This is a genomic window from Larkinella humicola (assembly GCF_008727875.1).
Taxonomy (GTDB): domain Bacteria; phylum Bacteroidota; class Bacteroidia; order Cytophagales; family Spirosomataceae; genus Larkinella; species Larkinella humicola.
In genome coordinates this window covers 883819-896272 of record NZ_VTWS01000002.1, presented here as the reverse complement: position 1 = coordinate 896272, position 12454 = coordinate 883819, and the positions used below count along the sequence as shown (strand labels likewise).

Sequence of the window (12454 nt, the reverse complement as noted above, 5' to 3'; positions counted from 1 at the left end):
GTCAGGCTTTATAAGACCTACCCAACCTTAGTTTACGGAAAAAGGGGAACGGTGAATTTCAATAAGTTACTGATTTGAATTATTTGGCCACATAATAACATACTAGTTCATCTTATTTGAACCGGATTTTAGAATTATCCCAGACAATAAAGGACGGTTTTTGGGAAACCGGTTGGCATACTAACGGTTTTCTTTTGAGTAATTATTACCATATGATTTTGGTAATAAAGCGCGCTTTTTTCGGAAACTCAAAACTGGTGAAAAGCAGCCGAAACAAATTCTAAAACCGTTGGCAAAGACGTCCGCCAATAGGTCCAGGTGTGGCCTCCGTCCCGAATCCGAAACTCGTGCGGAATTTCTTTTTTGCGCATGGCAATATGAACCAGTGAGTTTCCTTCATACAGGAAATCGTCGTCACCGCAATCGATGTACCAGCGAATTGCTTTTTTCTGGTTGTCGGGTATCGTGTTCACCAGGTTCAAGACGCTTTGGCGGTTAAAATAAGCCTGCAATTCCTCGTCTGTTGCGGTCTGGTTGGTTCGGGCCAGGCGGGTTCTGGCATCTTCGGTTGAGACCGGCCCCGTAGCAGCGCTCAGCGGGCAGGCCGACGAAAATAATTCGGGGTGATGGAGGGCGTAGGTGAAGGTTCCTCCGCCCCCCATCGACAGACCGGAAATGGCCCGAAACCGCTTTTCCGCTTTGATTCGGTAGTTTTTTTCAACGAAAGGCATCAGTTCTTCAAAGAAAAAATCTTCATAGCGCCATTCTCCTTTTACATCGTTTTCATAACCACGACGGCCGGTGTTGGCGTCGGGCATCACGATAATCATGGGAGTTGCTTTGCCCTCGGCGATGGTTCGGTCGGCAATGTGAAGCACCTCGCCGAACTGAACCCAACCTGTATGATCGTCACCGGCACCGTGCAGCAGATACAACACCGGGTAGGTTCGTTGCGAGGTTTCGTAGTCGGGGGGTAAATAAATGGCAAACTTCCGTTCACTCTTCAGAATTTTACTTTTTAATGACTGGTTGTCCAGTACTTTTCCGGTTTGGGCAACCACCAAAGCAGGCAAAACCGTCAGGAACAGCAGCACCTGAAACGTAGTTTTTTTCATAGACAGCAAGGTGTTAGGAGTAAGTTAAAACCGTTCGTCAAAGAGCTCTTCTACTCCCGTAAAATTGCCCGGGTAGGACAGCGCCGACGAATTTCCAAGATACAACAAAGAAATAAAAAAGGAACGCAAGTCGCCCTGCGTTCCTTTTCTACTAAGCTTTTTGTGATCTTACATCGCGTCCTGAATCGCTTTGATGGCATCATAATGTTTCTGAAGAGTCGGAAGTGTCTTTCCTGCGAAGGCTTTCACATCCGGATCTTTGGCGTTAAAGGAAGCATCTTTAAAAAGGTCAATATCTTCCTTGTGGTCATCCACCATCAATTTTACGTATTCTTTATCAAATTCTGCTCCCGAGAGTTTGCTTAAATCGTCCACATGTTTCTGATGATCTTCGCTCAGGGTTGCCGGTATGGTGATGTTCTTGGAGGTCGTCAGGGTTTTTAATTCCTCATTGGCTTTGGCATGATCGGAGGCCATCATGGCCCCAAATTCCTTCACTTTTGGATTCACGGCTTTCTGTTCGGCGAGCTTTCCAAGTTCCACTTCCATCATGCCCCCGCTGGCTGCTTTTACCGCAAATTCAGAATCATCTTCGGGCATGTCTTTCTCGTCATTGGCTTCTTCGGCCTGTTCTGCGCTGTCCTTATTGCTGGTACTATTACACGCCTGGAAGGTATACGTCCCTAATGCTAACAGTAAAAATAAACTTACTTTTTTCATGATCGTTGAGCTTTATTACGTGAGATGTTTTGTTAGACTCTGTGTAGTAAAACTCGATAGCGTGGGTAAAGTGTTTTCAATAATCCTGAATATTATCCAAAGGCCCGGGCATAGCCTCCGGGCCGGGCCGAATCCGCGCAGTCGCTTTTCTGCGTTCGTATTCGGAAAATGAATCCTGATTTGAGGGATAATTGCCGGGCTTGCTGTACCAAAAAAACAAGCTAATTAATGAATGATCAGGTAATGATGAAACAATACGACAATCCATGTTGAAAAATACCTAATTTTTTAAATCGTCTTTGTGCAACTTTATTTTTCCTTTTTTCTGATTTATCGTGAGACGACCGGATGAAACGGCTAGTTTACCAGACCTTTTTTTTATGGAAAGTAGCGCTGTTTTGCCTTGATAATTTTTCATGTGAACCGTTGATCTGTTCCTAAATGAGATTAATTAGTCATTAAAATAGCGTTTCTTAATACGAGCTATTTCGAACAAAAGTGAAATAAATTAAACAGAATTGAATAGCTTTGTGGGCAAACATTTTTCAACACACCCAATGAAAGTAAAACCGAACAAAATCCGATTCTTCTCACCAGAAGACAATACGGATGAAGCACCCAAAGTAACCCCGAAAGAGACTTCGTTTTCGACGTCTGTGACCAAAACCGGTCGCCTGGCTTTCCCCCAAAAACTGATGGAAGGATTGAGTATCGATCCATCGAAACCCCACTACAAAGTGGGAACGGTTAACCGTCGGAAAGGTGTAAAAGCGTTGTATCTGATTCCAACGGAAGCTGGTGATGATGAAGCGTTTGAGCTGTCAAAAACCGGTCGTGGTTATTCCATTCCCCTGAAAGGCGTTTTCCAGAAGATTGGCCTTAATTTTCAGGATCATGAATACACGTTCGTGATTAAACCGTATGATTATGGCGATGGCGTATCCGGTTTTGAACTGGTTTCTGACCAGCAAACTCCACGCACAGCAAACTCTGATGCATCGGAAGAATAAGCTTCGGATAGCCGGATTGGTGTTCGCTCTCGGGGCGAACCTTTCCGGCTTTTCTCAGTCAACGTATTCCCAGCAGCTAGTGGCGCACCGGGAAAATTATAAAGCCGAATTCCTGAAATCGCCGAAAAGTCCGTTAAAGAAAGAGGATTTAAAAAATCTCCGCTTCTACGACCCTGATTCTACCTATCGGGTTGAAGCCACGGTTCAGCGAACGCCCCAGGCCGAGCCGTTTGAATTGCCTACTTACGACGGTCAGAAAAAAAGTTACGTTCCGTATGCGGTTCTGACGTTCCGTATGCAGGGAAAACCGTACCACCTGACGGTTTACCGCAGCCTGCAACTGGCGCGTTTGCCCCAATACCGCGACTATTTATTTCTGCCGTTTAAAGATGCCACCAACGGCCGGGAATCCTACGGGGGTGGACGTTACATCGACCTGCGGATGGGGGATATCAAAGACGGGAAAGTGGTGGTCGATTTCAATAAAGCCTACAATCCGTCCTGTGCCTACAGCGACGGGTATGCCTGTCCGATTCCACCCAAAGACAACCATCTGGTGGTGGCGGTGGAAGCGGGGGAGAAGAATTATGAGTTAAGAGTTAAGAATTAAGAGTTGGCTGACGCGTTTGTTTTCTGCTTGCGTCAGCCAACTCTTAACTCTTAACTCTTAATTCTTTTAACTCCAATCCCGGTCCGACGAATCGCGGGTGTTCCAGCTATCGGTGGGGGCAAACCAGGTTGCGCCTTTCCGGAGGAATTTCTTGGCAACTTCTTCGTTGAGCTCAACGCCCAGACCCGGTTTGTCGGGTACTTTCACGAAGCCTTTCTCAACGATTGGTTTAATCCCGGTTACAATGTCTTCCCAGCCGTCCACATCGACACCGTGGTGTTCCAGCGCCACGAAATTTTCGGTAGCAGCCGCGCAGTGAATGTTGGCCATCATGCAGATTGGCGAACCGGCAAAGTGCATCGCCATCGGAATGCCGGCTTCTTCGGCGTAATCCCCGATTTTTTTCGTCTCCAGCAAACCGCCCGACGAAGCCAGATCCGGGTGGATCATGTCGACGGCTTTGGCATCGATGAGCTTGATGAATTCTTCCTTGGCGAAAATATCCTCACCGGTCAGCGTGGGCGTATCGATGGCATCCGAGATTTGTTTCCACTGATCGGTATAGAACCAGGGCACCAGGTCTTCGAGCCACGCCAGCCGGAACGGTTCCATGGCTTTGCCAATCTGAATGGCAGTATTGACGTCAAAGTGTCCGAAGTGGTCGGCGGATAGTGGTGTGTCGTAGCCCACAATATCCCGAACTTTGCTCACGTGCAGTGCCAGAGCATCGATGCCCTTTTTCGTCACCTGAATGCGGGTAAACGGGTGTTTGGTCTGCGCATAATTGCCCATCAGCCCCGGTTTTCCATCGTTCCACTGCTGCTTGACGTTCCAGTTTTTAGAACCCACCAGCATCCCCGGCGTATCGGCGATCATCCCGATGCCGAAGTCCATCTTCAGGAACGTATAGCCCTGATCCCGGCGCCGGACCATGTGTTTGGCAAATTCGTCGTAGTCCTTGCCTTCGGGCGTATCGGCGTAGAGCCGGATGTAATCCCGGTATTTACCACCCAGCAACTGGTAAGCCGGCACGTTATAGGCTTTGCCCGCCAGATCCCACAGGGCCATTTCGACCCCGCATACGCCCCCGGCAGCCCGGCCATGATTCCCAAATTGCTTAATCTGTTTAAAAATCTGCTCGACATTGCACGGGTTTTTTCCCAGAATGCGACTTTTCAGCATGAGCGCGTAGTTGGCACTGGCACCGTCACGCACTTCACCCCAGCCCACCAGCCCCTGGTTGGTATCGATCCGGATGATAGGGCTCGAAAAAGGAACGCCCTGCAAAACTGCAATGCGCATGTCGGTGATCTTGAGATCCGCCGGTTTCGATTCGCGCTTTACTTTCTGGGTGATGAACTCCAGCTCGCGCTCCGGTCTCCCATCAAAAAGCATTCCCATCGACAGGCCACCCAGAGCCGAGTTGCGCAGAAAACCACGCCGGTCGACGCCGGAAGACGCACCTCCTGGACGCGGTTCGGCAGCTGTCGGTGCCGGATACTTCTTCAATAAATCAAGTAAGTGTTGAATTTTTTTCATGCGATTAACCGGATTTAGGTACTACTATTTCATTCAATCGGTATTTACATAGAAAAGCAAATTTCAGTCTGGATATAATTCAATTTATTGAGAAAGTTAATGAAAAACCTCATTTTTTCGTTTTGGTAGCCTATTTTTTTACACCAGCCGCTTAGGTCAGTATTTTACCCAACCTCCTGTCTTTATGAGTAGACCTTTTTGACTTTTCTGATTCCTTAATCTTTCCGGATGCGGCAACTGCTGTTTGCAGTTTTGCAGACCGGCAACCCTTAAAAAGCGATGATAAAGAGAACACTCGTAGTACTGGCAATGGCCCTTTCGGGAAATCTGATGGCCCAGGCCCAGCGGATTGGCTCATCGGTTGAGCAGGTTACCGCCTTAACGTCGAACTGGAAAGGGGAACGTCTTCCCGACGGTCGGCCGAATGTACCGGAACTGGTTCTGGAGCGGCTGCAAAACTGTACGCTGGAGCAAATCTGGGGCTACCTGGGCAACAAAGGCTACCGCAATCAGGTCGAGAAAAACTGGGTCATTCTCAAACCCGGCGAAACCATGACCGGGCGGGTGGTCACGGCGCAGTTTATGCCAACCCGGCCCGACCTCGACAGCCTGGTCAGGAAGCAGGGCAAAGCCGAAGGGCGGTCGCAAAAAGGCGGTATCAACATCTGGCCGATCGATATTCTGACCAAAGGCGATGTGTATGTGGCCGACGGCTACGGAAAAATTAAAGACGGAACCCTGATTGGTTCGAGCCTCGGCAACGCGATCTACGGCAAAACCGGGAAGGGCGTGATTTTCTACGGGTCGGTTCGGGACATGCAGGAATTAAAAGACACCAAGGGGTTCAACGCCTGGGTGAAAGGGCACGATCCGTCATACATCAAAGACATGACCCCGACGTCCATCAATGCGCCGATTCGCATCGGTGAAGTGACGGTTTTTCCGGGCGATGTCGTGTTTGCGAACGAATATGGCGTGGTGTTCATTCCGGCGCACCTCGTCGAAGGGCTGGTGTCGGCTTCGGAGATGACGGCCTTGCGGGATGAATTTGAACGTGTACTTTTGCAGCAGGGAAAATACCCCTCGGGCGAGATTCACGGCGACTGGTCGGCCAAGATCAAAGATGAATTCAGAGCCTGGGTGGGTAAATACCCCAAAAAACTAGCGATTACCCAGAAAGACATCGACGCCTATCTGGCGAAAGAACATTGAAAAGAAAGGAAACAATAAATGTTAAATGAGTAATATTAAATGTAAAAGTAGTTTTCAATCCAGCACTTTTACATTTAATATTACTCATTTAACATTTGATATTGTTTATAGATTAATTGATCCCGTATGAAATCCAGAGTTACCGTTTTAGCTTCGTTGCTTGCCCTCGTATCTATCGCGCATTCGTTGGTTGCCCAAACCATTCCGAAGGAAGAATTGACGTTTTTGACGTCGGAGTGGAAGGGGGAACGGTTTCCCGACGGACGCCCTAAAATTCCGGATGCCCTCGTGGAACGGGCTAAAAAAATCGGAATCGACGATGCCTGGACGGTTTTGAAAAACGAAGGCTACACGAACCAGTTTGAGGGTGGCTGGAAATTCATCCACGACGACGTGATTGTCGTGGGCCGGGCCGTAACGGCCATGTTTATGCCTAGCCGACCGGATGTGGAGAAAAACATCAAGGAGCGCGGAACCACCAAACAGGGTCGCAAGGGAAATACCAACACCTGGCCCATTGAAACGCTGACGAAGGGTGATGTGTACGTGGCCGACGGTTTTGGGAAAATCGGCGGAGGAACGCTCGTGGGGGCGACGTTGGGGAACGCCATTTTCAGCAAAACCGGCAACGGCGTCGTCTTCAACGGAGCCGCCCGCGACTTGCAGGAATTGCAGAACATCAAGGGATTCAACGCTTTTGTGCGGGACTTCCACCCGTCGTTTCTGGAAGAAATGGTGTTGATGGGACTCAATACACCGATTCGGATGGGTGGCACGATGGTGTTGCCGGGCGATCTGGTGATTGCCCAGCGCGAAGGCATTCTGTTCGTACCGGCGCACATGGCCGAGCAGGTGATTGTTACCTGCGAATTTGTGACCCGCAAAGATCAGTTTGGCTTCGAGATGGTGAAATCAAACCGCTACACCACCGGCCAGATCGACAGCCAGTGGACCGACGAAATCAAGACGGAATTCCTGAAATGGCTGGGGCAACATCCCGAGCTGGGCGCCATGACCCGGCCGGAGCTGGACAAAGTCATGAGCAAACGAACCTGGTAAATTGTTATTTCAATCGATACGTACGATGGCCGGAGATCTCTTCGGCCATTTTTTTTGCCCGTCGGGCTCGAAAGAAAAATACATTCAGGGGTGTGACCGGTTGCGAAAATGTCGCATTTTTTCAATACCGGAACCGATTGGGGCTTTACTTTTACGGCACAATTCGCAACAACACTACGATTGAACAGGAATGAATACATGGTATCAGGAATTTAAACCGTCGGCCGCGCTGCAACCTTTCGTTGAATGTTACTGGCTGCATCATTTTGAAACCAGCGGTAATGAAGAGTCGCCCCTGCAACGTTGCCTGCCTTTCGGAACATTGGAACTGATCATGCACCTGGACGATAACCGCGCCTATGCGTTGTTTGATAACCAGTGGCAAAAGCTTCCGCAGGCGTTTTTTGCGGGGCTTTACCAGGATGCCGTGCAGTGGAAGTCGGTGGGAACGACCCGCAAATTCGGTATTCAGCTCAAACCGGAGAGCCTGCCGCAACTGTTCAAAGTGCCGGGCGCATCGCTGTTCAATAATTTCACGGATCTGGAAAGTCTCTTCGGAAAACGCATGAACCGCCTGGTCGACAGCGTCTACGGTTTGCCGGATATCCAGGCGGTGGTCAGCGCAGCGGAGACGTTTCTGCTGGGGCAACTCCGGAATCTGAAAGCCGAACGCAACTACGTGTTCGAAGCCACCCGGCTGATCCGGAAAGCGAAAGGAAACCTGTCGATCGAAGATCTGAGTACCCATCTATACGTGAGCAAGCGGCAGTTGGAACGCAGTTTTAAAGACAAATACGGCACCACGCCCAAGATGTACCAGCGGATCATTCGCTTCCGGAATGCCTACGAGTCGTTCCAGCAGGAAACGACGCTCCCCAACTGGCTGGATGTTTCGCACACGTTTGGCTATTCGGACCAGGCCCATTTTATCCGGGAATTCAGACTGTTTACCAATGACGCCCCGACGATGGTGTTTAATGATCAGGGCCACTATTATCGGGTTCCGGGGCGGCAACTGATCCGGACCCATGCCTAAGGCATCTGATTCCGGTTTTTGGTAGACGCTGCCGGTTTTATTCGTTCACTTTTTTACCGTTTCAATGACGGTCTGCCGGGAATCCGGCAGACCACAGGGGTCTTTTTTTCACTACAACCAAACACACCATGAGATGGATTTATCTGGCGGCTACAGCCGCCATCGGGCTTGCCTGTGCCTTTACCCAACCGCATAACGCCCCCCAACCGGAATTCAGTCCGGTTCTGGTACCCAAAAAACCAACCCAGGGCGAGCTGGTCAAACGGGGCGAATACCTGGTGACGATTATGGGCTGTGCGGATTGCCACGCGCCCAAGAAAATGACAGCCCGGGGTCCCGCACCCGATCCGGACCGCTTTCTGTCCGGTTACAACAGCGCTCAACCGCTGGGTTCGTACGACAAAAATCTGGTTAAGTCGGGTCAATGGGTGCTGTTCAATGGGCAGAATACCGCCTTCATCGGCCCCTGGGGCGTGTCGTTTGCGGCCAACCTAACGCCGGATGCCACCGGAATCGGCAACTGGTCGGAGGAGCAGTTCAACAAAGCCATGCGGCAGGGGAAATCCAAAGGGCTGGACAGCGGCCGACCCTTGCTGCCGCCGATGCCGTGGCCGAACTATGCCGGGATGACCGATGCGGACATGAAGGCGGTTTTTGCCTATCTGAAATCGCTCAAACCGGTTTCCAATGCCGTACCCGCCCCGATTCCGCCCGCGCCCTGAGTTCGAAAAATCCGCGTTCTAAATCTAATTTTTAAGTCAAAAACAACGAATACACCATGAAAAAAGTACGCTTATTTTGCGCCATTGCCTTGTCGTCCTTTCTGTTGAATTGCACAAAAGACCATTTAGATCCGTCGCAGGAGCAGTACCAGCTTGACGAAAAAACGTCCGTCGCCGTGTGGAAAGGCAGTCTGCGAACCGGTTATTTTGAAGAAGGCTCCATTGCCGTGACGAGCGATGCGCTGACGGTGAAAGACGGGAAAGTAACCGGCGGCTCGTTCACGATTCCGGTTTCGTCCATCGTCAGCACCAGTTTGCCCGATACGCTGAAACCGGTGTTGGTACACCATCTTCAAAGTGCCGATTTCTTCAACATGGCGTTGCATCCGTCGATTACCTACACCATCACCAGCCTGGAACCTTATGCGGGTGGAGAAGGCGTGGCCGGGGCCAATTACCGGGTGAATGGCAGTCTGACGATGCTGGGCAAGACCCATCCGGTGAACTTTCCTGCGAAAATTGCCTTGAAAGACAATCAGTTGGCCGTGGAAGCCACGCTCAAGGTGGACCGCACCCAATGGGGCATGACGTACAGCGCGGATCCCGCTTTACCCGATGCGCAATACATTCTGCCCGAAATCGCTATCCACTTAAAACTCGCCGGGAACAAACACTAAGGGCCGGGATGTTCTTTTGTCTCTACGCTTACGTCTTTCTTCCCAAAAATGACCGACCAAACAAAAGACATTCTGCGCCGGGCAGCCTCGTTTTGCGCTTATCAGGAACGAACCCAGCGGGAAGTCCGTGAACGACTCGGTGAGTGGGAGGTGTTCGGCGATGAGGCTGAGGAGATGATTGCGTGGCTGATCGAACAGAATTACCTGAATGAGGAGCGGTTTGCCAAAACGTTTGCGGGCAGCAAGTTCCGGGTGAAACGCTGGGGGCTGCACAAAATCCGGCAACACCTCAAGCAGCGCGGCATTACCGGCTACAACCTCGAACAGGCCATGAAGGAAATTGAACCCGACGATTACCGCCAGACGCTGATCGATTTACTCGAAAAAAAGAAGCGCAGTCTCCAGGGCGAAAGCCCACTGGTATTGAAGCAGAAACTGGTCCGCTACGCCATCAGCAAAGGCTACGAAAGCGAGATGGTGTGGGCGGTTATTGAGGAGAGTAAAGAGTAAAGAAAGAAGGCAGGAGAGGAATACAGGTGGACAATTTCTCCCTATTCCTCTCCTGCCTTCTTTCTTTACTCTTAGCTTTAGGACTTTCGCTTGTTGCCCCTAAATCCCCTAAAGGGGCACTTGGACACGGAATTCTCCGGGTGCCAAAAGTCCCCTTTAGGGGATTTAGGGGCAACAAGCATTAAAAATCAGCATCAAACGTAATTTTCTGATCTTCTTTTTCTTTGGTAGACGACATCACACCGGCTTTCTGGTATTCGCCGACGCGTTTCTCGAAGAAGTTGGTTTTGCCCTGCAGCGAAATCATATCCATAAAATCGAACGGATTCGTGGAGCTATACACCTTCTGCAAGCCCAGTGATACCAGCAGGTGATCGGCCACAAATTCGATGTATTGCTTCATCAACTCGGCGTTCATCCCGATGAGCGAAACCGGCAGTGATTCACTGACAAACTCCTGCTCGATGCTGACCGCATCCTGAATCATCGCGTATACCTCCGATTCCGGCAGTTTATTCTTGATGTGTTCCGTGTAGAGCATGCAGGCAAAGTCGCGGTGCAAGCCTTCGTCACGCGAAATCAGCTCGTTCGAGAACGACAGACCGGGCATCAGACCCCGTTTTTTCAACCAGAAAATAGAACAGAACGAACCGGAGAAGAAGATGCCTTCCACGGCCGCAAATGCCAGCAGCCGTTCCACGAATGAACCGTTTTCGATCCAGCGCATGGCCCAGTCGGCTTTCCGTTTCACGCACGGAATGGTATCGACCGCCCGCAGCATCTTGTCTTTTTCGACCGGGTTTTTGATGTAGGTATCGATCAGCAGCGAATAGGTTTCCGAGTGGATGTTTTCCATCATAATCTGGAAACCGTAGAAACATTTAGCCTCGGCGTACTGCACCTGCGATAGAAAACCGACCGCCAGGTTTTCGTTGACAATACCGTCTGAAGCGGCAAAAAACGCCAGGACGTTGGAGATAAAATGCCGCTCGCCGTCGTTCAGATTTTCCCAGTCGCGCTGGTCCTGCGAGAGGTCAATTTCCTCCGCCGTCCAGAACGATGCTTCGTGCTGCTTATACATTCTCCAGATGTCGTGGTGTCGGATCGGGAAAAGAACGAACCGGAGTGGATCATCTTGCAAGATCGGTTCGAGTGCTTCAGGTTGAGCCATGATTCTTATAGACTTAGTGGTATGTGTAACGTTCAGTAAACTAAAAAGCGGGCTAACAAAGTTATCGCATTGGCGGAGGAATGCAACTTAAAAATTGATGGGTGAAACTAGCCGGGTAGCCGCTTTCTGAATAACTCCATAGGTATCAAACAGTTGTTGGGCGGGCAAAAAAATAACTTCTTAGAAATCTGCTAAAATTTGATTTTTCGCCTTTCAAAACACTCATTTGTAGTCCCATCTCGATTTCAGTCTTTCTATGTCCGTGTTGCCATTGCCCAGCTCACCGCCAGTGAGTGCTGTCATGATTACCTTCAACTCCGCCCGCATTCTGCCGCTGGTTTTGAGTGCCTTACGTTGGTGTGACGAAATTGTCGTAGTCGATTCTGGCAGTACAGATCAAACCCTTCCCCTGGCGCAGCAGTTCGGTTGCCGTGTTCTCCACCGGGATTTCGACGGGTTTGGTTTACAGAAAGGATTTGCCGTCAGCCAGGCCCGGAATCCCTGGGTGTTGGTGGTCGATGCCGACGAAGTTGTGAGCGACGAACTCCGATCCGAAATCCAGCTTCGGCTGGCGGAAGTAGAAGCCGGGCAACGCGATTTTCACGGTTTTGAAGTTCCGATTTCGCTGGTTTTTCTCGACCGGCTGATGCGGTTTGGGGGAGAATACAAAATGCCCCACCTACGGCTTTTCGACAAACGGTTTGGCAACTACAACACCGCCCGGGTTCACGAAGACGTGGTGCTGACCGGCCCGGTCGGTAAACTGACGCACCACATGCTGCACGACAGCTACGGCAGCCTGCACGACTACTTCGAGAAATTCAACCGCTACACCACCGCCGGTGCCCGCGATTTGCTGAGCCGGGGCAAACGCGGTTCCATTGCTCAGATCATTTTCCGGCTCCCGATCACCTTCGTAAAAGAGTATGTGATTAAACGGAATTTCCTGAACGGCTATCCCGGTTTTATCTGGTCGTTGTTTTCGGCGATGTATCCGGTGGTGAAATACGCAAAGCTACGGGAGTTGCGGAGGAAACACGCTGGTCAGGATTTGCAATCCTGATCCACTCTGT

General features: G+C 50.4%; 13 protein-coding genes. 9 read left to right on the top strand and 4 right to left on the bottom strand.

The window, feature by feature from the left end:
- Window positions 1–248: 248 nt before the first annotated feature.
- Complete coding sequence (locus tag F0P93_RS11585) at window positions 249–1115, bottom strand: alpha/beta hydrolase (protein ID WP_150876508.1); 867 nt, start codon at window positions 1113–1115, stop codon at window positions 249–251.
- 168 nt (window positions 1116–1283) lie between these two features.
- A complete protein-coding gene (locus F0P93_RS11580; protein ID WP_150876506.1) occupies window positions 1284–1835 on the bottom strand; it encodes a DUF4142 domain-containing protein in 552 nt (183 codons plus the stop codon).
- Window positions 1836–2392: 557 nt separating this feature from the next.
- Here F0P93_RS11580 and F0P93_RS11575 point away from each other — a divergent pair.
- Both F0P93_RS11575 and F0P93_RS11570 read left to right on the top strand, forming a co-directional pair.
- On the top strand, window positions 2393–2845 hold the full coding sequence (locus tag F0P93_RS11575) for a hypothetical protein (RefSeq protein WP_150876505.1): 453 nt from the start codon (window positions 2393–2395) through the stop codon (window positions 2843–2845).
- Window positions 2846–2924: 79 nt separating this feature from the next.
- Entirely contained in the window at window positions 2925–3455 is a 531-nt protein-coding gene (locus F0P93_RS11570) for a DUF1684 domain-containing protein (protein WP_225309455.1), read from the top strand.
- Window positions 3456–3521: 66 nt separating this feature from the next.
- Here F0P93_RS11570 and F0P93_RS11565 read toward each other — a convergent pair whose 3' ends face one another.
- On the bottom strand, window positions 3522–4994 hold the full coding sequence (locus F0P93_RS11565) for a mandelate racemase/muconate lactonizing enzyme family protein (protein ID WP_150876501.1): 1473 nt from the start codon (window positions 4992–4994) through the stop codon (window positions 3522–3524).
- 279 nt (window positions 4995–5273) lie between these two features.
- On the opposite strand from F0P93_RS11565, the gene F0P93_RS11560 reads away from it, so the two are divergent.
- The 6 genes from F0P93_RS11560 to F0P93_RS11535 all read left to right on the top strand — a co-directional run bounded on the left by F0P93_RS11560 (window position 5274) and on the right by F0P93_RS11535 (window position 10210).
- Window positions 5274–6206, top strand: coding sequence for an RraA family protein (locus tag F0P93_RS11560; RefSeq protein WP_150876500.1), 933 nt, complete (start codon window positions 5274–5276; stop codon window positions 6204–6206).
- 126 nt (window positions 6207–6332) lie between these two features.
- A complete protein-coding gene (locus F0P93_RS11555) occupies window positions 6333–7265 on the top strand; it encodes an RraA family protein (RefSeq protein WP_150876498.1) in 933 nt (310 codons plus the stop codon).
- 190 nt (window positions 7266–7455) lie between these two features.
- The gene (locus tag F0P93_RS11550) at window positions 7456–8301 is read left to right on the top strand and encodes a helix-turn-helix domain-containing protein (RefSeq protein WP_150876496.1); all 846 of its coding nucleotides are present in this window, start codon (window positions 7456–7458) and stop codon (window positions 8299–8301) included.
- Between the two features lie 128 nt (window positions 8302–8429).
- A complete protein-coding gene (locus tag F0P93_RS11545; RefSeq protein WP_150876494.1) occupies window positions 8430–9023 on the top strand; it encodes a c-type cytochrome in 594 nt (197 codons plus the stop codon).
- 56 nt (window positions 9024–9079) lie between these two features.
- Window positions 9080–9700 carry a YceI family protein gene (locus tag F0P93_RS11540; protein ID WP_150876492.1) on the top strand — a complete coding sequence of 207 codons (621 nt, stop codon included), beginning with the start codon at window positions 9080–9082 and terminating at the stop codon, window positions 9698–9700.
- A gap of 48 nt (window positions 9701–9748) precedes the next feature.
- Window positions 9749–10210: a regulatory protein RecX gene (locus F0P93_RS11535; protein ID WP_150876490.1), complete on the top strand. Its 462-nt coding sequence runs from the start codon at window positions 9749–9751 to the stop codon at window positions 10208–10210.
- Between the two features lie 181 nt (window positions 10211–10391).
- Here the strand turns inward: F0P93_RS11535 and F0P93_RS11530 are convergent, their stop codons facing one another.
- Window positions 10392–11381 (bottom strand): ribonucleotide-diphosphate reductase subunit beta, encoded by a 990-nt coding sequence (locus F0P93_RS11530; RefSeq protein ID WP_150876488.1) that lies wholly within the window; start codon window positions 11379–11381, stop codon window positions 10392–10394.
- A gap of 301 nt (window positions 11382–11682) precedes the next feature.
- Between F0P93_RS11530 and F0P93_RS11525 the strand changes: the two genes are divergently transcribed.
- A complete protein-coding gene (locus tag F0P93_RS11525; RefSeq protein WP_191908784.1) occupies window positions 11683–12444 on the top strand; it encodes a glycosyltransferase family 2 protein in 762 nt (253 codons plus the stop codon).
- The last annotated feature ends 10 nt before the right edge of the window (window positions 12445–12454 follow it).